We start from the raw sequence: 20,601 nt of genomic DNA on the forward strand, positions 1-20,601 counted from the left end.
TCATTTTCAATTATAGTTGTTATATGAAAATGAAAATCATTATCATTTAAGAGGTGGACATTTTGAAAAAAGTATTAATCACTTACGTAAGCATGTCAGGAAACACGGAGGACATTGCAAATTTACTAATGCAAGAGTTTAGTGAGCAGGGGCTCGACGTTCACTTGGAGGAAATGGAGTCTACAAGGATTGAAGATCTTACCTCGTATGAACTGATCTTGGTAGGAACATACACCTGGGGTAATGGTGATCTTCCATATGAGACAGAAGAATTTTATGAAGGTTTAGTAGATGCTGAAATAAGTGGTTTGAAAGCTGCTTGCTTTGGTTCAGGAGATCATGCATATCCCAAATTTTGTGAAGCCGTCAATTTATTTTATAACCAGCTATCAGTATGTAGATCAGATGTTTACAAGGATACGTTGAAGATGGAATTCGGACCTGAGACAGATGATGAAATAGAAATGTGTCGAGAATTCGCAAGAGAAATTATCAATTGGGTGCTTAACGAGAAAGGAAGCGTGTCTCATGTTTCATAAAGGAGGTACAGCTGTAGTTTCCTCAAGTATGGGCGGTTATTTTGTAGCAGTAAAGGGAGAAGGAATTTATTATTATTCACCCCAAGGGACATGGAAGCGAGTTTTCTCTACAGAGCAAAGAATATTGACCATAATGGAAATCGGTCATACCCTTTTTGGAGCTGGAGAGAATGGGATGATACTTCGTTCAATGGACAACGGTGAAACATGGTCGAAAACTTATTTTCCTACGAAAGCTTCTGTATGGTCATTAACAGGAACCAATGATGGGTGCATTTTTGCACATGGAAAGCACTCCATTTACGTGTCTGAAAATTTTGGCGACTCATGGATTGCTTTTAAACCATTTCAAACTCTCGAGACACCACCTGTTATTCGATCTCTCTGTGTATATGGTAATCAAATTGTAATCGGCACACAAATACATGCTCAATATGGTGGGATATGGCTTTATGATTTGAATAGCGGTTTACTTTCTCACTTAAAAAAAGAGGAAAATACAATGATTTCAGCCTTATTGATCTTAGATGAGACCTATCTTTTAGTAGCAAAAGGTTCTGTAAAAGGACAAAAAGGAACGGTTGAGTTAATAAATCTTGAAAAAATCCCTACCTATTTAAGCTATAACAGTCTTTATCCAGAAGAATCATTTTTAGATCTGGCAGAAAACAACGGTGTAATTTATGCAACAACTAGTCAGGATGAACATGGATATTCAAGGATATACCGAGTTGATCTAAACGAGCAATTACTTCAATTATTTGAAACAACAAAAGGGCATGGTTTAAGAGTAGCAAATCACGCAGAAGAGTTCTTTGTGGCAGGGTTATATGAATCAAAATGGGTTCAGCCTTCACATATAGCTGCGAATTTTCATTAGGAGGCGGTCAAACTGTCTAAAGTACTATTAGTTTATGCGAGTATGTCAGGGAACACGGAAGCAATCGCAGATCTGCTTGAAAAAAGCTTAATTGAAAGTGGAGTTGAGGTCAAAAAGGTAGAAGCTTTCGATGCGGATTTATCTCTTTTTGAAGAATATAAATCAATCTTACTAGGTGCCTACACATGGGGAGATGGCGATCTTCCTGATGAAATGCTCGACTTATATGAAGAAATGGATGACCATAATTTTTCAAGCAAACAATTCGCTGTATTTGGATCAGGGGACACCTCTTATGACGATTTTTGTGGGGCAGTTGATCTTCTTCAAGATAAAATAATTGAACGTGGAGGAGAAATTATTTGTGAGGCGCTGAAAATTGAATTTAACCCCGAGGGAGAAGATGTTGAAAAGTGTTTGCAGTTTGTGAAAATGGTCGCAGCCAAGATATCAGCATAAATTCTCTGATTCTACAACTTGTCAAACCATGCATGGCTTTGATACAGTAAAGATTGATTAGATTTTTGAGGAGGAAACGTACATATGAAAATGATGGATGCAAACGAAATTATCTCTTTTATACAAAACAGTACAAAATCAACACCTGTGAAAGTATATGTAAAAGGAAACCTTGAAGGAGTTAACTTTGGTGAATCTGCTCAAACCTTTATAACTGGAAACACGGGTGTCGTATTTGGTGAGTGGACTGATATTCAAGCTGCAATCGAGAACAACAAAGAGCAAATTGAAGATTATGTCGTAGAAAATGATCGTCGTAATTCTGCGATTCCATTACTTGACTTAAAAGGAATTAAAGCACGCATCGAGCCAGGTGCGATTATTCGTGATCAAGTTGAAATTGGTGACAATGCTGTTATCATGATGGGCGCTTCAATCAACATCGGTTCAGTTATCGGTGAAGGAACAATGATTGACATGAATGTTGTCCTTGGAGGTCGTGCTACAGTCGGTAAAAATTGTCACATCGGAGCTGGATCTGTTTTAGCAGGTGTAATTGAACCACCTTCTGCAAAGCCGGTTGTTGTTGAAGACGACGTAGTCATCGGAGCAAACGCAGTCGTTCTTGAAGGTGTTACAGTAGGTAAAGGAGCAGTTGTCGCAGCAGGTGCAATTGTGATCGACGATGTTGCACCTTACACAGTAGTTGCAGGTACACCAGCACGGAAAATTAAAGACATCGACGAAAAAACAAAATCAAAAACAGAAATCAAGCAGGAATTAAGACAACTTTAATATAAAGATGGCGTGGATGATATCCACGCCATTTCTCTAGGGGGGGGATTACATTTTGCTTAGCCTTGAAAAATTAATTAACATTCGCCGTGACCTACATCAAATACCTGAAATTGGTTTTCAAGAGCATAAAACACAGCAGTACCTTTTGAATTACATAGCTCAACTACCAAGTGAACGAATTGAAGTCAAAAAATGGCGCACAGGAATTTTTGTAAAGGTAAACGGAACAAATCCAAAGAAAATGATTGGGTACCGTGCAGATATTGATGGACTCCCGATCACTGAAGAGACCGGCTTTGAATTTGTTTCAGAACATGATGGCAATATGCATGCATGTGGTCATGATTTTCACATGACGATTGCTCTTGGTATATTTACTCACTTTGTACATAAACCGGTAAATGATGATCTGCTTTTTATTTTCCAGCCTGCTGAGGAAGGACCTGGTGGAGCAGAACTGATGCTGCAAAGCGAGATAATGAAGGACTGGAAGCCAGATCTTATCACTGCTCTCCATATTGCGCCTGAGTTACCGGAAGGAACGATTGCAACGCGACCAGGACTTCTATTTGCCAACACATCAGAACTTTATATCGATTTAGTAGGAAAAGGAGGCCATGCTGCTTATCCTCACACAACGCAAGACATGATTGTTGCTGCATGCTCCTTAGTCACACAGCTTCAAACCATTATCGCCAGAAATGTTGATCCACTTGATTCTGCAGTTGTCACGATCGGTAAAATAACAAGCGGAACTGTTCAAAACATTATTGCAGAAAAAGCTCGTTTAGAAGGAACAATTCGCACTCTATCTGTTGAATCAATGCAAAAAGTAAAGGAACGTATTGAAGCACTCGTTAAGGGTGTCGAAATCGGTTACTCTTGTCGTGCTGAAATTGACTATGGAGCGATGTATCACCAGGTTTACAACCATGAATCTGTAACAAGAGATTTTATGAAATATGTCTCTTCCAATTCACATGTAAACGTCATTGAGTGCAAAGAAGCGATGACTGGCGAAGATTTTGGCTATATGCTTGAAGAAATACCAGGATTTATGTTTTGGCTTGGAGTTGATTCGCCATTCGGTCTACATCACTCGAAGCTTGCACCAAATGAACAGGCACTCGAGACTGCGGTTAATCTAATGAGTGATTATCTTACTTTCAAAGCAAATCAAAATTAAAAGAAGAATATTTCCTCCATCTCCCGAGCAAATTAGTGTTAGGAGGTGGATGAAAAAATGCCAAAAATCGGTGTTGAACAATCTTTATCAGATGTTACTGCAGCACTTCAGCAAAAAGGTTATGATGTTGTCCAACTGAACAATGAAGAAGACGCAAAGGGCTGTGATTGTTGCGTCGTAACGGGACAAGACTCAAACATAATGGGAATAAGTAATTCGGTGACAAGTGGCGGAGTTATCCAAGCAAGTGGCTATTCTGCAGATGAAGTTTGCCAACAGGTGGAGAGTAAATTTAATCGTTAAAGTGGAGAAGAAGAGCAAGTGGAGCTCTTCTTTTTTTTCTTATTCTCCAACCTTCTTCTCCATATACACTTGATGTGGAAAAGGAATCTCAATTCCATTTGCATCTAGTGTTTCTTTTAAAGCTTTGCGAAGTTTACGCTCAACCGCCCATTGTTGGCCATTTTCTGTTTTTCCGATTATGCGAATGACAATATCGGATGCGCCAAGGCTTTGAACACCGATTACATTTGGTCCATCGACAATCGTTGGATCTTCGGCGGCAATTTTATCACATGTTTCCTGTAAAACGGCAATAGCGCGATCAATATCATCATCATAAGAGATACCGATGTCAATAAGTGCTCTCATATTGCCTCTTGAATGGTTACTTACATTCGTTATTTCTCGATTTGGTATGAAATGAAGTGTACCATCAAAGCCTCGTAATTGTGTCGTTCTAAGACCCACTTGCTCTACAACTCCGTCTAGGCCGGCAATTGTCACATAATCTTCCACGTCGATCTGTTTTTCAAGTAGAATGAAAAAACCCGTAACAACATCACTAACCAAGCCTTGTGCTCCGAACCCAATAGCTAGACCGATCACTCCGGCACCAGCGAGCAAAGCAGTAGCATCATATTCAAATACTTCAAAAACCATCACAACGAATATAAAAACTAAAACGTACGAAAAAATATTTAGGCTCAAGCTCTGAAGTGTCAGGGCCCGACCTATAGTTATATGCTTGCGTTCTTGCACACGGTCAAACATTCTTTTAATTACTTTACCCCCAATTGCTCTCACAACTATAAAGGCAATAAAAATTCCGATAAGTTTTAAAAAGATAATTCCGGTGGTAGTGAGTATGTAGGACCAATTAATGTTTTCAATAAATTCCATGTAGGTAACACCCTTTCTAATCCGATAAAGAAAATCCTCTTCCAGGTAAACCAGTCTTTCAAGGCTAAATACTTGGATACCCGTTTTTAAACGTGTTAAACTTATTTTGTACGAAAATGACGAATTTCATCTGAAAGTGTAACATACTCTGTGGTTTTTTTTAAGAATTTCACAAAACGTAGATTGTTTCTTAAGAATTTAGGGAATACCAAACGAGGAGAAAAAATACTTAATGTAGGTATTCTATTTAAATTCATTATTATTTAACATTGACTAAAAATATTGAATATCATATAATGGTCAATGTGAACAAGCTAAGTAGTTGAGAATTGAAAAACATTATTCTCAATTGAATCTTGATATAGATAAAAAATTCTATATCAAATATATTATTGGAGGGATACATAATGGCAGAACGCATGGTAGGTAAACAAGCTCCACGTTTTGAAATGGATGCAGTATTTGCAAGCAAAGAATTTGGTAAAGTAAGTTTAGAAGAGAATATGAAAAACGACAAATGGACAGTACTTTTCTTCTATCCAATGGATTTCACGTTTGTATGTCCAACTGAAATCACAGCATTATCTGATCGTTATGATGAGTTTGAAGATCTAGACGCTGAAGTAATCGGTGTTTCTACTGACACAATTCACACTCATTTAGCATGGATTAACACAGATCGTAAAGACAATGGTCTTGGAGATCTTAAATACTCACTAGCTGCTGACACAAACCACGTAGTATCTCGTGAATATGGTGTGTTAATTGAAGAAGAAGGAATCGCACTTCGCGGTTTATTCATCATTAACCCAGAAGGTGAATTACAATATTCTGTTGTTAACCACAACAACATTGGTCGTGATGTTGAAGAAACACTTCGTGTACTTCAAGCACTACAAACTGGTGGACTTTGCCCAGCTAACTGGAAGCCAGGTCAAAAAACACTTTAATCACAAAACACAGCGAAGGTCTAACTTATGGTTAGACCTTCTTTTCGGGCATAATAGTAAAACCAAACTAGTCATGGAGGGATAAACATGAAATTACGTGAACCAATGCCGGAGCTTTCAGGCGCAACAGAATGGTTAAATGGTGAGGAAACCAAAGCAAGCTTAACTGGAGAAAAACCTACGCTAATTCATTTCTGGTCGATAAGCTGTCATCTTTGCAAAGAAGCAATGCCACAAGTAAATGAATTCAGAGATCAATATAAAGAAAAATTAAATGTTGTAGCAGTTCATATGCCTCGTTCAGAAGAAGATACAAATCTAGATGAGATTAAAAAAGTAGCTGCTGAGCATGACATTATTCAACCGATCTTCGTTGACAGCGACCACAAACTAACAGATGCATTCGAAAATCAATATGTTCCTGCTTATTATGTTTTTGACAAAGAGGGAAATCTTCGTCATTTTCAAGCAGGTGGTAGTGGGATGAAGATGCTTGAAAAACGAGTGAATCGTGTACTATCAGAGCTTGAAAATACAGAAGCTTAATGATTAAATATCGTAAAAAGTCGATTACCAGTTAATGGGTAACCGGCTTTTTTAACATATAAAAAAATTTATACTAAGTCTGCGTTTCGCAAGTCCAGCTCCAGCGCCTTCTATTTAGAATCGCCTTATGTTATGCCTAAGGCTGACCAAGGCGCTTGCGCTTTTTATATTAGGACAACAAGGGGTGAGATCAGATGAAAGTTGAAACAGTTGGTGTGCTCTTAGCTGGAGGAGAATCGAGACGCTTTGGGAGCCCAAAAGCATTTTCCCAATACAACGGCATCCCTTTTTTTAACTATTCACTAAAGGCGATTGAAGGAATAACAGAAAAACAGGTGATCATTAGCCATCCAAGTCTTGTTCAACAATTTAGCGTGAAAACCGACCTCCCCATTTTTACAGATGAAGAAAAATTCAAAGGAAAAGGACCGTTAGCAGGTATCTACACAGCAATGAAACAAGTAAAAGCTGAATGGTATGTCGTGCTTTCCTGTGACATCCCCCGGATAACACCCGAAGTGGTTAATCGTTTAGTATGCGAAAGAACCACAGATCATCAAGCAATTATCCCGATCATAAACGGTAACCTTCAACCCTTAATAGGCGTTTATCATCATTCTGTCTACAAAATAATCGAACAGCTTCTTCATGACAAGTCCTATAAGGTTATGTTGTTACTAAATCAAGTAAATGTACGTTATTTAAATGAAGTTGATTTAAAAACAGATAAAATGACGTTTGAAAATATCAATACACAACAGGACTTAAATCAACTAGAGAAGAAGTAGTCATTGATCACTATAGTTAGTAAAATGATGCAGATTGTTATAAAATAAGCTTACTAGAAGATATAGATGTGAACGGAGTGTTATCGTGATTCAAAAACGAACCATTTTTTCAGTTCAAGATGCGGTTAAAAAGGTAATGGATTACTCTAAAACCGGTGAAATAGAGATCGTTTCTATAGAAGAAAGTGATGGAAGGTTTCTCGCTGAAGACTTAATTGCCGATCATCCCGTTCCTCCATTTGATCGTTCACCATATGATGGTTTTGCCATTCGAGCCGAGGATTCGAAGTTAGCTTCTTCTGAAAATCCACTACAGTTCGAGGTTATTGATGAAATAGGTGCTGGTTCAGTGTCAGAAAAAAAAGTAGGATCCAGGCAAGCGATCCGGATTATGACGGGCGCACAGATTCCAGACGGCTCAGATGCAGTGGTCATGCTTGAACTAACAAGCTCGATAACTAAAAACGGTCAAACCTTTATGTCAATTAAGCGTGCATATAAACAAGGTGATAACATCTCGTTTAAAGGTGAAGATACGAAGAAAGGGACCGTTTTAGTTAAAAAGGGCATGTTTATTAACCCTGGGATGATCGCTCTTTTAGCTACCTTTGGTTATAGTAAAGTTTCTGTTGCAAAAAAGCCTGTTGTTGGGTTAATAGCAACAGGGAGTGAATTGCTTGAAGTAGATGAGCGACTTGTTCCTGGGAAAATTAGAAACAGTAATTCCTATATGATCCAATCTCAACTAAAAAGAAGTGGTGCAGAACCTCTTTATTTAGGTAAGCTCTCGGATGATTTTGATCAATGCTTTTCAGCAGTAGAAGCAGCTCTGAAAAAAGTAGATCTTCTCATTACTACAGGTGGGGTGTCCGTTGGTGACTATGATTTCTTACCAGCCATCTATGAAAAATTAGGTGCGAATGTTCTTTTTAATAAAATTGGCATGAGGCCGGGTAGCGTGACGACTGTTGCTGAAAAGAATGGGAAACTATTGTTTGGCCTTTCTGGAAATCCATCTGCTTGTTATGTTGGATTTGAGCTACTTGTTCGTCCTGTGGTTCGAACATATTTATTTTCTGAACAACCTCATCTTTTCAAAACGACTGCACAATTAAAAAGCGATTTTCCCAAGGCTAATCCATTTACGCGTTTTGTAAGAGGGTCTCTGGTATTTAAGGAAGGTAACCTTTTCGCAGCTCCAGTAGGACTAGACAAATCGAATGTTGTCACTTCTCTAGCCGGTACTAACATACTGATTGTGTTGCCAGGTGGTACAAGAGGTTATCAGGCTGGAATGAACGTCGATGTTATATTGCTTGAAGACCAAGCTGGAAGTGTATGGCCATGGCAAGAATACTCCAAATCGTAGGCTACCAAAATAGTGGGAAAACAACTTTTCTCGAAAACTTAATTGCAGCTGCTGCATCAAAGGGATTAGAAGTTGGCACAATTAAACATCATGGTCACGATGGACAACCCGCTTTAGCAGATGCAGGTAAAGACACAGGTAAACATCGGTCATCGGGTGCAAAAGTTACAACGGTTGAAGGACAAGGACTATTTAACTTAACTGCTATTAATAAAAGTTGGTCACTGCAGGAAATTGTAAAGCTATATGAATTCTTTGCTTTGGATCTTATTTTAATAGAAGGATTTAAAAAAGAAGCGTATTCTAAGGTAGTTTTTATCCGTTCTGAAGAGGATCTTGTTCTACTCAAAACAGTGACAAATATCAAGTGCTTGATTACGAGGTTTCCCTTGCCTGAAACCATTACATCACAGCACAAAACGTTTAAGATCGTAGAGGATCAAGATTGTATTAATTGGTTGTTAGAAAATGAAGTAGGTGATAAGCATGAATGAAGTGTTATTTGAAATCGTTACTGAGCCAATCAATGTTGACGATATGGTCAAGAAAGTTGTCAGACGAGAAGCGGGAGCTGTAACAACTTTTATCGGTACAGTAAGAGAAATTACTAAGGGAAAAGTAACCTTGTATCTAGAATATCAAGCATACGCGGCAATGGCGGTCAAAATGCTTGGAAAAATAGGAGACGAAGTTAGCGCGAAATGGCCTCAAGCTAAAATAGCCATTTCACACCGAGTTGGACGATTAGAAATTTCAGATGTCGCGGTTATTATTGCTGTTTCAACGCCGCATCGAAAAGATGCTTATGAAGCAAATGAATATGCAATTGAACGTATTAAACAAATCGTCCCAATTTGGAAAAAAGAATTTTGGGAAGATGGGGAAGTTTGGATCGGTGATCAATTAGAAAAAACACCGTACCCATCTGGAAAACCTGAAAAGGGGTAGAATTTATGATAAAAGTTTTATTATTTGCACATCTACAGGAAGAAGTGGGGACAGAAAGCCTCTCCATTGAACGAAGTAACCTAACAGTAAAATCGCTAATTCAATACTTAGAAAAGGAATATCCTTTTCAATCACTACAGAAGGTCATGGTCGCTATTAATGAAAGCTATGCAAAAGAAGATGATCTCATTCAAGATGGAGATGTTGTCGCGTTTATTCCACCAGTGAGTGGGGGGTAACACGTTTAAGTGGAGAAAAAATTTTCTATGCACTTTTTAATTTTCATTTTTTTAATACTAGTAATCAGTGGATGTTCATATCTAAAGGAACAAGAAGATTCCTCTAAAGAAATTCAACTCACGATTTCTGCCGCTGCTAGCTTGAGAGATGCTCTTACTGAAATAAAAAAAGAATTCGAACTAGACCATTCAATTAAGGTTGTATACAACTATGGTTCTTCGGGCGCTTTGAGCAGACAGATTGAACAAGGAGCACCTGTAGATCTTTTCTTTTCAGCAGATCTAGAAAGTTTCAAGCAATTGGGAGATCAACAATACATAGCTTCAACCAGCAAAAAGAATCTACTAAGCAATGAACTGGTTATTATCGTACCAAAAGAATCGAGTTTGAATAGTCTTGAAGAATCTTCAAAGATTAATTCCTTTGCGATAGGAACGCCAGAAACGGTTCCAGCAGGTAAATATGCCAAGGAATACTTAGTAAGTGAAGGCCTTTGGAATCAATTTGAAAACAAATTTATTTACGCGAAGGATGTTAAACAGGTTCTTTCCTATGTAGAGACAAATAATGTGGATGTCGGGATTGTTTATCGAACGGATGCATTGCGTTCAAAATCTGTTAACGTTTTATCGAACATTAAAAAGGAACTAACTTCTCCAATCGTCTATCCTGTAGGAGTGTTAAAAAATACAAACAATCCAAAAGAAGCGGAGACTTTTTATTTCTATCTTCAATCAGAAAAGGCAATTGAGATTTTCAAGAAATATGGTTTCACATCAATCGACTAGAGGTAATGAAGTAAATGTACAATGATTTTTGGATTCCACTGCAGTTATCAATAAAAATCTCATCTGTTGCCAGTTTTTTTGTGATTATCTTAGGTATAATTATCGCAAGGCTGATGGCCCGAAAATCCTTTCGAGGAAAAGTACTTCTTGAAACATTATTTTTATTACCACTCGTGTTACCACCTTCCGTTGTTGGCTTTTTTTTAGTTGTATTTCTAGGTAGAAATAGCTTCATAGGCCAAGGTGTTGAATGGTTATTTAATGCGCCAATTATCTTTACATGGTGGGCGGGGGTCATTGCGGCTATAGTCGTTGCCTTTCCTTTGATGTATCAAACCGCAAAAACAGGGTTTCAAGCCGTTGACCCGGAAATTGAAGATGCATCGAAAGTAGATGGGGCGGGGGAATTAAAGACATTTCTCCATATTACTTTACCACTAGCAATGAAATCAATTGTGGCTGGTAGTTTACTTAGTTTTGCACGCGCATTGGGAGAGTTTGGTGCCACGTTAATGTTTGCGGGTAATATCCCTGGCAAAACTCAAACTGTGCCTACTGCCATTTACGTGGCAATGGAAACAGGAAACATGAAGTTAGCTTGGGCTTGGGTTCTATCAATGATTCTGATTTCTTTTATCATGTTGATGATTATTCATTTTTTTAATAAGAATTGAATGTTTAGTCTAGTTATTTCCTTTTGTTAACAAAGTATCATTTGGGTATTTGTTGACACTTTAGTAGAGATCATGTATTATGGGTTGTAGCGCTTTAAAATACACTATGTACTAACATCATTTTTTTTGATTGCCTTTAGTGAATTAGTCTCATCTATTCTAGTCATAAGAATATGAGATTTTAGTTAATAATTTTTTTATTAACCCAATTCACACTGGCGTGGTCTAGGAGCCACAAGGACGAAAGAGAGGTAGGGCTTTCGTTGTTTTGAGTAAAGTTTTAGTCGTTGTTTTGCAATTTCTCATTTAAAAATAACTTTAATGATTGTTTCTTATAAATGAAATTAATTAAAAATCTTTGGAGGTTTCACACATGAAAACTACAGGTACTGTAAAATGGTTTAATGCAGAAAAAGGTTTTGGATTTATCGAAGTTGCAGAAGGAAATGACGTATTCGTTCACTTCAGCGCAATCACTGGTGAAGGTTTTAAGTCTTTAGATGAAGGTCAACAAGTTGAATTCAATATCACTGAAGGAAACCGTGGCCCACAAGCAGAAGACGTTGTAAAACTATAATTAAAGCGCAAAAACTGCCTAGGGATAGGCAGTTTTTTTTATTAGTGAAACTTCCATCAGCGTTTTTCTGATGGTTAGTTGAACTTATCAGGTTCTTAGAGTCTGTTTGACCGAAGGGATTTACAGACACTTAGGAACGTGATAGGAACTTTATTAGGTTGTTAGTCTGAGTTGACCGAACAGAGATACTTTTACTTAGGAACGTTCAACCAACATCTCAACAACCACTTCTTTTTCATCTTCAGGATTAGATTGCGAATAAATTCTTGCAGTCCCTTTATCCTCGTTAACATGCTGAATTTGAACAGTTTTTCCATTATATTCTACGTTTGCTTTTTTTCCTGATTGTGAAATTTCAACAGCTCTTCCAATGTTCATTAATAAAACCTCCTTAAAGATCTTGTTGCTAAAATATAAGTTTCAGCAGTTTGAGCGATTTTTATACTAGTTGGCACGCTTTTGACTAATTGTTTTTTCCAAGCAAACGGGTAAGAAATAACAAAAGAGTGAAACCTATAAGTGTTCTAAGAGATGTTACTAAAATAGATTCCATAGTATCCCCTTGTTTCGTTTTGTTTTATCTTTTACAGTAATTGTTCATTTTATTAGGAATTTTAAGACGTCCACCTTTTTAGTTCAGTAGAACCTTTGTTCAGATCAATTCTTTTGGATAGTGGAGTGCCTTAATAGAGAAAATAAGTATGAAAGAGTTTTATCACGTGCTAGAACGGCTATCTGAGTTTGATTTCTCTGTTCTGGAAATGAATAAATATATTAAAACCCTCAAGTGATGTGGTATTGTTTAGTATGTATGTTTAGTAGCAGGGGGAAAGTGAAGTTGAGTAAGATTTTATTATTAATAATTGTTGTACTAATTATAAGTTATATAATCGTCAGAACTAGACCTAAGAATCAACTGTATAAAGAATACGACTATAATATAGTAGCAGGCTTTTTAAAAACATGGGGTGGCCATCATCTCTCACATCTCCTTTTCTTAAAGGACAAGGATTTATTTTGGGCTCAAGATCAACAAGTGCTTTTTTCATATCGAAAAGTTGCGAATAAGATGATCGTGTTAGGTGACCCAATTGGTAATGAAGCTTTGTTTAGTGCAGCAATAAAGGAATTTATTGAGTATTGTAGGAGTTCTGGTAATAAGCCTGTATTTTATCAGGTAAGCCCAATGTATATGTCGCTTTATCATGAATATGGCTTTCGTTTTTTGAAAATTGGAGAAGAAGCGAAAGTACAATTAAACGAGTTTTCTCTTGAAGGGAAAAAGGTTCAAAAGTTGAGAACTACAAAGAATAAGTTTTTGCGTGAAGGGTATCAATTCACAGTTGTTCTTCCGCCATATTCGAATCGTTTTTTTAATGAGCTAAGAGATGTGTCAACTAGTTGGCTGGAGGATCGTCAGGAAAAGGGCTATTCAGTTGGTTTTTTTAACGAAGAGTATGTGTCTGCCTTTCCTGTTGCAGTATTACGAAATGCAGAAGGCAATTTACTTGCATTTGCAACACTTGCTTATGATTATCAACATAATGGAAGAATCAGCATCGATTTAATGAGGTACAATCAAAATAGCCCGAACGGTACGATGGATATGGTGTTTATTTCGAGCTTTTTATGGGCAAAGGAAGAGGGATTCACAACCTGTAGCATTGGGATGTCACCGCTATCCAATGTTGGTAATAGTCCATATTCACCTTTCAAAGAAAAATTGTGTAAATACATGTTTCAACATGGTGGTAAATTTTATAGCTTTAAAGGCTTGCGTGCCTATAAAAACAAATTTGCTTCCGTCTGGGAACCAAGGTATGTTGCTTACAAACAAACACATTTCTTACTAATATTGATGCAGATCACCTATTTAGTGCATCAGCAACCACTGAAGAGAAAGATAAGTCAGATGAGAATTCCTTTACTTACACGTAAGGTAGGCTAAAAAAAATGGTAACACTCCGTTAAGGAATGTTACCATTTTTTTATCCTTTAGATTCAGCTAGTTTTTCCTTGCAATAAGCATCGACAATGACCATTTCTTCTTCATCTAGCTCAAAATCAAGTGTTTTCTCGTTCGCTTCTTCTACAAAATTGTATTGTGCTATGCGGGACTGATCCTCTTCCTTCACATAGATTACCTTTAACAGTAAGCCATTTTCAGTATACAATTCATCATCTTCAGGAACATCAATATTTAAGAAAAATTCATAACGTTCTCCAGCTAAAATACCAAACGGATCATTGATTTTTCCAAATGTTGCACTCGTAATATTCATTGTAATCACCATCCTTATATCCTTTATAGAACTTTGCAACCTTCATTATAACCTTTTTATGCTGATTAACAAAGCTACTATGACAAAGTACAATGAAATAATGAGAAAGGAGCTGAGAGTGCCAATTGAAAATTATTATAATTGGGGACACCCACATACCAAAAAGAGCGAAAAAATTGCCAAGTAAACTAATACAAGAATCTAAAAGATGCAGACTTAATCATACATACAGGAGATTGGCAAACAATTGAAGTTAACAAAGAACTAGTGTGCGATGGATCACTTTTTATCCGAAAAAGGATAAATAATCTGGATCAAATTCTGTTTATTCGATATGATTAATGATACGTATTCTTTTTAAGTAGTAGGAAAATAGAGTAATATAATTTAAAATGGAGAAAAAAATGAACCTTACCAAAAATGTACGTACTCAATCTAGAATACTAGGAATCTTTCTTGTCCTAACAGGAGCTACTTTATGGGGAGTCTCCGGAACGGTTGCTCAATATTTGTTTCAGGAGAAAGGATATAGTGTAGAATGGCTTGTTGTTGTTCGCTTATTAGCAGCAGGTGCATTATTGCTTTTATTTCCAATTCTAAAAGGAAATCCGCAAGTATGGGTAATTTGGAACACGAAAGAAGAACGCTTAAGACTGTTTTTATTTGGGGTAATAGGCATGCTAGGTGTACAATATACATATTTTGCTGCAATTGAAGCGGGAAATGCTGCTACCGCAACATTACTTCAATATTTAGGTCCTGTTTTTATCACCTGTTATGTAGCGGTAACTATAAAAACGAGACCAACTGCAAAACAATGGGTCTCTATTTTTCTAGCATTACTAGGTACATTTCTACTTGTTACGAACGGAAACTTTCAAGAACTTTCGATTTCAGGATGGGCTTTGTTTTGGGGACTTGCTTCAGCTTTAGCGCTGGCATTCTATACACTACAACCCATTTCGCTTTTAAATAGCTACGGTTCCGCTATCGTTGTTGGCTGGGGGATGATTATCGGTGGAATTGGCATGAGTTTCATTCACCCACCATGGAAAATATCAGGGGAGCTTTCCTTTGCAGCTATAGTGGCCGTGTTATTTGTTATTATTTTTGGTACGTTAATTGCTTTTTATTGTTATCTTGAAAGCCTTAAGTACCTAAAAGCAACGGAAACGGGTTTGCTCGCATGTGCAGAGCCTTTATCAGCAGCGGTTTTGTCCGTCGTTTGGTTGAAGGTCCAGTTCGGAGTAACAGAATGGTTTGGAGCTTTCTGTATTATCATGACAATTGTGCTGTTATCACGTGAAGAAAAGTTTTAGGAACTGATCTCAGGTAGTGAAAAGAGGGTAGGAAGATGTCGATGTTTTTTGGGGTGATACTCCCAACATTTTGTATTTTTTTCGCAGGTTATCTTGTCCAGAAATTGCGGAAGATGGACATAAAGTCAATTTCGACTTTAACGGTTTATATTTTGACGCCAGCACTCGTATTTCAAACCTTTTATACTGTGGAATTAAATTTGAACTATTTACTAATGGCCGTATTTGCAATCGTGTTGTTAATGATTTTAATCCTAATTAATAAGCTGTATGTGAAGATTAGGAAGTTCCCGAAGGATGTGGAAAGTGCACTTATTTTATCAACTGCTTTCATGAACGTGGGGAACTACGGCGCACCGATTATTTTGTTTGCTTATGGTGAGGTAGGTTTCGCCTATTCCGTTTCCTTTATGGTCTTACAGTCAATGATCATGAATTTTTTCGGAGTGTATTACGCTGCACGTGGTGCTGAAGGTGTAGTTGCCGCTATTAAATTTGTGTTTAAAATGCCATTAACTTATACGCTCTTAATAGGTATTCTTTTTAATATGATGGGGGTAAACGTTCCAACAGGGGTTCTCTCGGCTGTGAATCTTGTTGCTAATGCAGCAATTCCTGCCGCAATGTTGGTTTTGGGTATGCAATTAGCAGACTTAAAAATCGATAAGCTAGTAGATCGAGAAAAACTGATTTATGGTGTTGTTGTACGAATGATGGTATCACCACTTCTCACGGTGCTAATCCTGCTATTTTTCCCGTTCGATCCTTTGTTGCAAAAAGTACTAATCGTTTCTGCTGCTATGCCAGCGGCGGTGACCACTACGATGTATGCCATTCAATTTAATACATTGCCAACACTTGTATCGAGTATTACGTTTGCGACGACTGTGGTCAGTGCTGTATCGCTTACCTTCATATTGGTGCTATTAGGTTGAAAAGAGGGTGGCCCAGTCACCCTCTTTTCCCTTTGTTTAGGAAGTTATAAAATTCTTATACTTTGGATAGCGTTTCCGCTTTTGTACATTAAACTACTTCAGATTCCTTTGAATGAACTTTTTTCATAAATTCATTTACGTCAGCAGGTACTTTTCGATCAATCTTTGAAACGATATAAACAGATAGGAAACCTACTGGTACAGTGATTAAACCAGGGACGTTGAACTGTAAAAAATCAGGCAGTGTTGTTTTGAAAAAAATCATATACATGGATGTTAAAAGACCAATTACTAAGCCTGCAATTGCTCCTTTTTCAGTCATCCCACGCCACCAAATTCCTAAAATAAAGATTGGGGTAAACGTACTAGCTGCAACCGTGAACGCGAGGGCAACCAAGTGACCAATTGATGCCTCTTTTACTAATAGACCTAGAGTACCGTATAGAACACCTAGGATAATGATTGCGACTTTACCTGCGACAACGCGTTCTTTCTCGGTAATATTTTTGCGTAAAAATGTTGCATATAAATCATGCGCAAGTGCACCTGAGCTTGCGATAAATAATCCAGACAAGTTTGAGAATACGGCAGCGAAAGCACCTGCTATAACTAAACCAAGTAGCCATTCTCCACCTAAAGCTTGTGCTGTAGAAGGAATGACCATATTGTTACCACCTGCAACCAGGTCATTCATTACCTGTGAATCCGCATTACCTCCAAGGAAGATTGCACGACCAACCGTTCCAAGATAAACAGCAAAGAAAAAGAAAACGCTTGCAATTCCAATCGCCATAAGAGCTGACTTTCTAGCAGCTTTTGCACTTGGGTTTGTATAAAAACGAAGTAAAATGTGCGGTAAGCCAATTGTCCCCATTGCAAGACCGATTGTCATCGAAATGGTTTGCCAAAACGATGGAAAATAATTTCCAGTACCAAGCCATGTTTCACCATCAAAAGCGACGTCTTTTCCATCTGGTGCAAACTCAGCAGTGCCAGTGATTGTGCCACTAAACTGACTAATAGATGCAAGGATTGTATCATAGTGCAAACCACCATAAACGGCCGCTACTACCATTAAAGTAAAGGCGCCAAGACGAATCCATAATTCAAGTGCTTGGTTCAGAGTGGTTCCTTTCATTCCACCAACACCTACATAAAAAATCATCACAGAGCAAGTAAAGATAATTCCAAATTCATAGCTCGTTCCAAAGAACATGCTTAGTATTTGGGCTGCACCAAGAAGTTGAGGTGAAGCATAAAAGCCTGAAATCGCAAGCACGACAACAACTGCCGCAAGCCTTGCCCGTTTACTATGAAAACGATAGCCCAGAAAATCGGCAACTGTAAATGCTCCGAAGCGGCGAAGAGGACCGGCAACAAAAATAGCTAAAAGCGTTAAACCGATTGAAAAACAAAAAGCGTAATAAGCACCGTCATACCCTAGCTGAAACGTTAAACCTGCAATTCCTAAAAATGTGGCAGCACTTAAGTAATCTCCACCAATCGCGGATCCGTTTGTAAACCATCCAAAGCTACGTCCTCCAACAAAAAAGTCAGAAGCCGTTGCATTTCTTTTTGTTAAGTACGTAATAAAAACAATCGTTCCCATTAACAAAATGGTTAACAACATTTTTGGTTCAAATAAAGCAGCCATTATGTCACACTCCTGTCATTAGAGGGTTGGGATACCGACGTTTTCGCATCATATTTTTTTATACGCATTTCATAGAGAGTTGTATGAATAAAGGCAATAATAAAAGCCATCGCCATTGAAACAATTCCTGTTAAAAACCATGCAAACGTCATTCCGCCGTAAAAGTTAGAAAACATAAACCCACCTGCGAACCAATTTAATACTGGAATCGTAAAAATGAATGCAAAATAAAAGAGAGTGAGTTTAAACCCAGTTCCGAATTCGCTTTTCATGATTGTGCTCGTATCAGAATCTAGCGGTTCAAGATCACGAACATCAATTGTACTTGCTTTAACGTAATCATACTCTTTAAAATCTCCAGCCATCCTATTTCTCCCCTTTACTCTAGTATTTACACGATTTAAATGATCTTTATCCCCCCTAATCACAGGGCAAGCCCTATTTCAATTGATTGTATCTCATTGGAAAAATCAATGCCTTACAAAATATTATCTGAAATTTACAAAAATTTATTATTTTCTAATTTTATAATATAATTATAGATAAGATTGCTTGCGAAAAAGGGGGCTAAACCTTGTTCAACGTTACAATAATCGTTGAAGAGAAGAAAGAAAAGGAAAAGCTCTTGATTTGGATGCAAGAAGAGTTCGATGAACAGTGCTTGATTGTTGAAGAAGGAAAAAACTATCCCAATGTAGCTATTATCGAAATAAGTCATCTTTTTGATTGGTTAAAAATTTCCCGTTTGAAAAAACGAAATAAAGATTGTCTCGTCATTCCACTGCTAGATCATTCAATGCTATCTACCTCACCTCTTGCATTTGAATTGAAGTTGCAATCTCTCATCGTTAAACCTGTAAAGAAAAGTATCTTCCTTAGAAGCATGAAGGGTGTCTTACATAAACAGAAAACGAACTCTTTAAACGAAATCAGCGTGGATATGAATGAAATGAACGATCACCGAACCGGTTTACGTGAAGGAAGAAAAGAGTCAAGTTTTTTTCATGAATCTATTTTAAGAAAATTAGTACAAGCTGAGTTGAAATCTGAAGAAGAATTATCCCAAGCAGGAACATTTCTACCCATGTATGCTGTTCCAAACGTTGTTCTATTTATTCAAGGATTCGTTAAGAAACAGACTACTTCTGAAGTAGAGTTTGGGAAAGCTCCTATCATCATTCAAGACATATTTAAGCAGCATTTTTCAGAACTCGGACATGTACTCTCATTTATCAATTATCGAAAACATATGGTTATGCTAATCCAAGTCCCTACAGGCTATGTATCCCTTACCCATTGGACAGAAGGAGAAGCGAAACTCTTAGAAGTTATTACTGTTTTACAAGAGAACTTTGGAATTTACTTATATATCGGTGTGGGATCAGTGTATAGGCAACCTATAAAGCTCTCGGATTCTTATCTTGAAGCAAGAAAAGCAAGGCGGACTCCACCAACAGACAAAATTACGCTTCGCTATTTTGAAGAAATAACAATTGATCAACAAATGAACAAATGTACGAAATATATTTCTGAACGCTGTCAGGATGAACTGACAATCAAGCAAGTCGCAGATCATATAAACTTCAGTGTTTCCTATTTTTGTAAACGCTTTAAAAGTGAAACAGGTCGAAGTTTTGTTGAATATGTGACATTTGTACGATTACAACGAGCAGTATGGCTTTTGCGGAACACGGATTACACAATCGAGCAAATTGCTGAAGAGCTCGGCTTTAATACACCTAATTATTTTAGCGGTACATTTAAGAAATACGTGGGAATCTCACCGAGAGAGTACCGCGCTACAGAGGAAATTATTTTTGATTAAGGAGAAGAGAGATGCAGACAAGACCAGAAAAAAATGAGTACGCGTCATACTATCAAACATATGTGAACTTGGTACCAGAAGGGGAATTAACAATTATTTTAAGTCAACAAGTTGAAGAGACACTGAGTTTAGTTAAGGACATTTCAGACGCTCAAGCTCTTTTTAAGTACGCATCAGAAAAGTGGAGTATAAAGGAAGTAGTGGGTCATATTGCAGATACTGAACGAATTATGGGGTATCGTCTATTGGCCATCGCACGAGGAGAAACCGTTTCACTGCCTGGTTATAATGACAATCAGTATGTCACTAATGCTTTGTTTGACAAACAGTCCATAAATGACCTACTTCAGAATTTGGTAGTTGTCCGTCAGTCAACGTTACATTTAATTAAGAATCTAACAGATGAAGCGTTGGTACGACGAGGGTTGGCAAACAACTCAGAAGTAACTGTCCGTGCGCTTGCAACTATAATTGCAGGTCATGAACTTCACCATCGTCAGATTATAAAGGATAGATATATAGGGGCTAAGGAATATCCAAATAGCTAAAGCGATTTTTAAAACTAGAAGCACGTAAAAAAAGCAAGGGAATTCGTTCTGGAATTCGCTTGCTTTTTTGTAGTTTCATAGGTGTTTTCGTTTTATGAAGCATAGCCCGTTTAA

General features: G+C 37.5%; 26 protein-coding genes. 21 read left to right on the forward strand and 5 right to left on the reverse strand.

The window, feature by feature from the left end:
• The first annotated feature begins 62 nt into the window (after window positions 1–62).
• The 6 genes from ACFFIX_RS04595 (at window position 63) to ACFFIX_RS04620 (ending at window position 4,165) form a co-directional block, all read left to right on the forward strand.
• Entirely contained in the window at window positions 63–539 is a 477-nt protein-coding gene (locus tag ACFFIX_RS04595) for a flavodoxin (protein WP_378930987.1), read from the forward strand.
• A complete protein-coding gene (locus ACFFIX_RS04600) occupies window positions 529–1,419 on the forward strand; it encodes a WD40/YVTN/BNR-like repeat-containing protein (protein WP_378930989.1) in 891 nt (296 codons plus the stop codon). Before ACFFIX_RS04595 ends, ACFFIX_RS04600 begins: the two co-directional genes overlap by 11 nt.
• A gap of 12 nt (window positions 1,420–1,431) precedes the next feature.
• Window positions 1,432–1,878 (forward strand): flavodoxin, encoded by a 447-nt coding sequence (locus tag ACFFIX_RS04605; RefSeq protein WP_378931181.1) that lies wholly within the window; start codon window positions 1,432–1,434, stop codon window positions 1,876–1,878.
• 84 nt (window positions 1,879–1,962) lie between these two features.
• On the forward strand, window positions 1,963–2,673 hold the full coding sequence (gene dapD, locus ACFFIX_RS04610; RefSeq protein WP_378930991.1) for a 2,3,4,5-tetrahydropyridine-2,6-dicarboxylate N-acetyltransferase: 711 nt from the start codon (window positions 1,963–1,965) through the stop codon (window positions 2,671–2,673).
• Window positions 2,674–2,728: 55 nt separating this feature from the next.
• A complete protein-coding gene (locus ACFFIX_RS04615; protein ID WP_378930993.1) occupies window positions 2,729–3,862 on the forward strand; it encodes an N-acetyldiaminopimelate deacetylase in 1,134 nt (377 codons plus the stop codon).
• Window positions 3,863–3,919: 57 nt separating this feature from the next.
• Window positions 3,920–4,165, forward strand: coding sequence for a YkuS family protein (locus tag ACFFIX_RS04620; RefSeq protein WP_378930995.1), 246 nt, complete (start codon window positions 3,920–3,922; stop codon window positions 4,163–4,165).
• Window positions 4,166–4,204: 39 nt separating this feature from the next.
• Here the strand turns inward: ACFFIX_RS04620 and ACFFIX_RS04625 are convergent, their stop codons facing one another.
• The gene (locus ACFFIX_RS04625) at window positions 4,205–5,044 is read right to left on the reverse strand and encodes a mechanosensitive ion channel family protein (RefSeq protein ID WP_378930997.1); all 840 of its coding nucleotides are present in this window, start codon (window positions 5,042–5,044) and stop codon (window positions 4,205–4,207) included.
• A 407-nt stretch (window positions 5,045–5,451) separates the two neighbouring features.
• Between ACFFIX_RS04625 and ACFFIX_RS04630 the strand changes: the two genes are divergently transcribed.
• From ACFFIX_RS04630 to ACFFIX_RS04675, 10 genes are all read left to right on the forward strand, one after another.
• Window positions 5,452–5,994: a peroxiredoxin gene (locus ACFFIX_RS04630; RefSeq protein ID WP_378930999.1), complete on the forward strand. Its 543-nt coding sequence runs from the start codon at window positions 5,452–5,454 to the stop codon at window positions 5,992–5,994.
• Window positions 5,995–6,081: 87 nt separating this feature from the next.
• Entirely contained in the window at window positions 6,082–6,540 is a 459-nt protein-coding gene (locus tag ACFFIX_RS04635) for a TlpA family protein disulfide reductase (protein WP_378931001.1), read from the forward strand.
• A gap of 194 nt (window positions 6,541–6,734) precedes the next feature.
• A complete protein-coding gene (locus ACFFIX_RS04640) occupies window positions 6,735–7,328 on the forward strand; it encodes a molybdenum cofactor guanylyltransferase (RefSeq protein ID WP_378931003.1) in 594 nt (197 codons plus the stop codon).
• 88 nt (window positions 7,329–7,416) lie between these two features.
• The gene (locus ACFFIX_RS04645; protein WP_378931183.1) at window positions 7,417–8,697 is read left to right on the forward strand and encodes a molybdopterin molybdotransferase MoeA; all 1,281 of its coding nucleotides are present in this window, start codon (window positions 7,417–7,419) and stop codon (window positions 8,695–8,697) included.
• Window positions 8,667–9,191 (forward strand): molybdopterin-guanine dinucleotide biosynthesis protein B, encoded by a 525-nt coding sequence (mobB, locus tag ACFFIX_RS04650; RefSeq protein WP_378931005.1) that lies wholly within the window; start codon window positions 8,667–8,669, stop codon window positions 9,189–9,191. The genes ACFFIX_RS04645 and mobB overlap by 31 nt, the downstream gene beginning before the upstream one ends.
• Complete coding sequence (locus ACFFIX_RS04655; protein WP_378931007.1) at window positions 9,184–9,645, forward strand: molybdenum cofactor biosynthesis protein MoaE; 462 nt, start codon at window positions 9,184–9,186, stop codon at window positions 9,643–9,645. Before mobB ends, ACFFIX_RS04655 begins: the two co-directional genes overlap by 8 nt.
• A gap of 5 nt (window positions 9,646–9,650) precedes the next feature.
• A complete protein-coding gene (gene moaD / locus ACFFIX_RS04660; protein ID WP_378931010.1) occupies window positions 9,651–9,884 on the forward strand; it encodes a molybdopterin converting factor subunit 1 in 234 nt (77 codons plus the stop codon).
• A 27-nt stretch (window positions 9,885–9,911) separates the two neighbouring features.
• Entirely contained in the window at window positions 9,912–10,673 is a 762-nt protein-coding gene (modA, locus tag ACFFIX_RS04665; protein WP_378931185.1) for a molybdate ABC transporter substrate-binding protein, read from the forward strand.
• A gap of 14 nt (window positions 10,674–10,687) precedes the next feature.
• Window positions 10,688–11,347 (forward strand): molybdate ABC transporter permease subunit, encoded by a 660-nt coding sequence (modB, locus tag ACFFIX_RS04670; RefSeq protein WP_378931012.1) that lies wholly within the window; start codon window positions 10,688–10,690, stop codon window positions 11,345–11,347.
• Window positions 11,348–11,720: 373 nt separating this feature from the next.
• Window positions 11,721–11,924 (forward strand): cold shock domain-containing protein, encoded by a 204-nt coding sequence (locus ACFFIX_RS04675; protein ID WP_378931014.1) that lies wholly within the window; start codon window positions 11,721–11,723, stop codon window positions 11,922–11,924.
• Between the two features lie 195 nt (window positions 11,925–12,119).
• Here the strand turns inward: ACFFIX_RS04675 and ACFFIX_RS04680 are convergent, their stop codons facing one another.
• Window positions 12,120–12,302, reverse strand: coding sequence for an H-type small acid-soluble spore protein (locus tag ACFFIX_RS04680; RefSeq protein WP_378931016.1), 183 nt, complete (start codon window positions 12,300–12,302; stop codon window positions 12,120–12,122).
• Window positions 12,303–12,762: 460 nt separating this feature from the next.
• Here ACFFIX_RS04680 and ACFFIX_RS04685 point away from each other — a divergent pair, with 460 nt between their 5' ends.
• Window positions 12,763–13,872 (forward strand): phosphatidylglycerol lysyltransferase domain-containing protein, encoded by a 1,110-nt coding sequence (locus tag ACFFIX_RS04685; RefSeq protein WP_378931018.1) that lies wholly within the window; start codon window positions 12,763–12,765, stop codon window positions 13,870–13,872.
• A 40-nt stretch (window positions 13,873–13,912) separates the two neighbouring features.
• Here the strand turns inward: ACFFIX_RS04685 and ACFFIX_RS04690 are convergent, their stop codons facing one another.
• On the reverse strand, window positions 13,913–14,206 hold the full coding sequence (locus ACFFIX_RS04690) for a DUF6509 family protein (RefSeq protein ID WP_378931020.1): 294 nt from the start codon (window positions 14,204–14,206) through the stop codon (window positions 13,913–13,915).
• 404 nt (window positions 14,207–14,610) lie between these two features.
• Between ACFFIX_RS04690 and ACFFIX_RS04695 the strand changes: the two genes are divergently transcribed.
• Window positions 14,611–15,525, forward strand: coding sequence for a DMT family transporter (locus tag ACFFIX_RS04695; protein ID WP_378931022.1), 915 nt, complete (start codon window positions 14,611–14,613; stop codon window positions 15,523–15,525).
• 41 nt (window positions 15,526–15,566) lie between these two features.
• Window positions 15,567–16,460 carry an AEC family transporter gene (locus ACFFIX_RS04700; RefSeq protein ID WP_378931187.1) on the forward strand — a complete coding sequence of 298 codons (894 nt, stop codon included), beginning with the start codon at window positions 15,567–15,569 and terminating at the stop codon, window positions 16,458–16,460.
• A gap of 88 nt (window positions 16,461–16,548) precedes the next feature.
• Here the strand turns inward: ACFFIX_RS04700 and ACFFIX_RS04705 are convergent, their stop codons facing one another.
• Both ACFFIX_RS04705 and ACFFIX_RS04710 read right to left on the reverse strand, forming a co-directional pair.
• Window positions 16,549–18,117 (reverse strand): sodium/solute symporter, encoded by a 1,569-nt coding sequence (locus ACFFIX_RS04705; RefSeq protein WP_378931189.1) that lies wholly within the window; start codon window positions 18,115–18,117, stop codon window positions 16,549–16,551.
• Window positions 18,114–18,479, reverse strand: coding sequence for a hypothetical protein (locus ACFFIX_RS04710; RefSeq protein WP_378931024.1), 366 nt, complete (start codon window positions 18,477–18,479; stop codon window positions 18,114–18,116). The genes ACFFIX_RS04705 and ACFFIX_RS04710 overlap by 4 nt, the downstream gene beginning before the upstream one ends.
• A gap of 209 nt (window positions 18,480–18,688) precedes the next feature.
• Between ACFFIX_RS04710 and ACFFIX_RS04715 the strand changes: the two genes are divergently transcribed.
• A complete protein-coding gene (locus ACFFIX_RS04715) occupies window positions 18,689–19,939 on the forward strand; it encodes an AraC family transcriptional regulator (RefSeq protein ID WP_378931026.1) in 1,251 nt (416 codons plus the stop codon).
• A gap of 11 nt (window positions 19,940–19,950) precedes the next feature.
• Window positions 19,951–20,487 carry a DinB family protein gene (locus tag ACFFIX_RS04720; RefSeq protein ID WP_378931028.1) on the forward strand — a complete coding sequence of 179 codons (537 nt, stop codon included), beginning with the start codon at window positions 19,951–19,953 and terminating at the stop codon, window positions 20,485–20,487.
• The last annotated feature ends 114 nt before the right edge of the window (window positions 20,488–20,601 follow it).

Origin of the sequence: Metabacillus herbersteinensis, from assembly GCF_042433335.1 — a bacterium.
Lineage (GTDB): Bacteria > Bacillota > Bacilli > Bacillales > Bacillaceae > Metabacillus > Metabacillus herbersteinensis.

Excerpts from the sequence above, each read along its gene's own strand:
- modA (WP_378931185.1), top strand. The coding sequence starts at position 9,912 with ATGCACTTTTTAATTTTCATTTTTTTAATACTAGTAATCAGTGGATGT.
- ACFFIX_RS04640 (WP_378931003.1), top strand. The coding sequence starts at position 6,735 with ATGAAAGTTGAAACAGTTGGTGTGCTCTTAGCTGGAGGAGAATCGAGA.
- ACFFIX_RS04655 (WP_378931007.1), top strand. The coding sequence starts at position 9,184 with ATGAATGAAGTGTTATTTGAAATCGTTACTGAGCCAATCAATGTTGAC.
- ACFFIX_RS04635 (WP_378931001.1), top strand. The coding sequence starts at position 6,082 with ATGAAATTACGTGAACCAATGCCGGAGCTTTCAGGCGCAACAGAATGG.
- ACFFIX_RS04600 (WP_378930989.1), top strand. The coding sequence starts at position 529 with ATGTTTCATAAAGGAGGTACAGCTGTAGTTTCCTCAAGTATGGGCGGT.
- dapD (WP_378930991.1), top strand. The coding sequence starts at position 1,963 with ATGAAAATGATGGATGCAAACGAAATTATCTCTTTTATACAAAACAGT.
- ACFFIX_RS04720 (WP_378931028.1), top strand. The coding sequence starts at position 19,951 with ATGCAGACAAGACCAGAAAAAAATGAGTACGCGTCATACTATCAAACA.
- ACFFIX_RS04620 (WP_378930995.1), top strand. The coding sequence starts at position 3,920 with ATGCCAAAAATCGGTGTTGAACAATCTTTATCAGATGTTACTGCAGCA.
- ACFFIX_RS04625 (WP_378930997.1), bottom strand. The coding sequence starts at position 5,044 with ATGGAATTTATTGAAAACATTAATTGGTCCTACATACTCACTACCACC.
- ACFFIX_RS04695 (WP_378931022.1), top strand. The coding sequence starts at position 14,611 with ATGAACCTTACCAAAAATGTACGTACTCAATCTAGAATACTAGGAATC.
- ACFFIX_RS04690 (WP_378931020.1), bottom strand. The coding sequence starts at position 14,206 with ATGAATATTACGAGTGCAACATTTGGAAAAATCAATGATCCGTTTGGT.
- ACFFIX_RS04710 (WP_378931024.1), bottom strand. The coding sequence starts at position 18,479 with ATGGCTGGAGATTTTAAAGAGTATGATTACGTTAAAGCAAGTACAATT.
- ACFFIX_RS04675 (WP_378931014.1), top strand. The coding sequence starts at position 11,721 with ATGAAAACTACAGGTACTGTAAAATGGTTTAATGCAGAAAAAGGTTTT.
- modB (WP_378931012.1), top strand. The coding sequence starts at position 10,688 with ATGTACAATGATTTTTGGATTCCACTGCAGTTATCAATAAAAATCTCA.
- ACFFIX_RS04700 (WP_378931187.1), top strand. The coding sequence starts at position 15,567 with ATGTTTTTTGGGGTGATACTCCCAACATTTTGTATTTTTTTCGCAGGT.
- ACFFIX_RS04630 (WP_378930999.1), top strand. The coding sequence starts at position 5,452 with ATGGCAGAACGCATGGTAGGTAAACAAGCTCCACGTTTTGAAATGGAT.
- mobB (WP_378931005.1), top strand. The coding sequence starts at position 8,667 with ATGGCCATGGCAAGAATACTCCAAATCGTAGGCTACCAAAATAGTGGG.
- ACFFIX_RS04680 (WP_378931016.1), bottom strand. The coding sequence starts at position 12,302 with ATGAACATTGGAAGAGCTGTTGAAATTTCACAATCAGGAAAAAAAGCA.
- moaD (WP_378931010.1), top strand. The coding sequence starts at position 9,651 with ATGATAAAAGTTTTATTATTTGCACATCTACAGGAAGAAGTGGGGACA.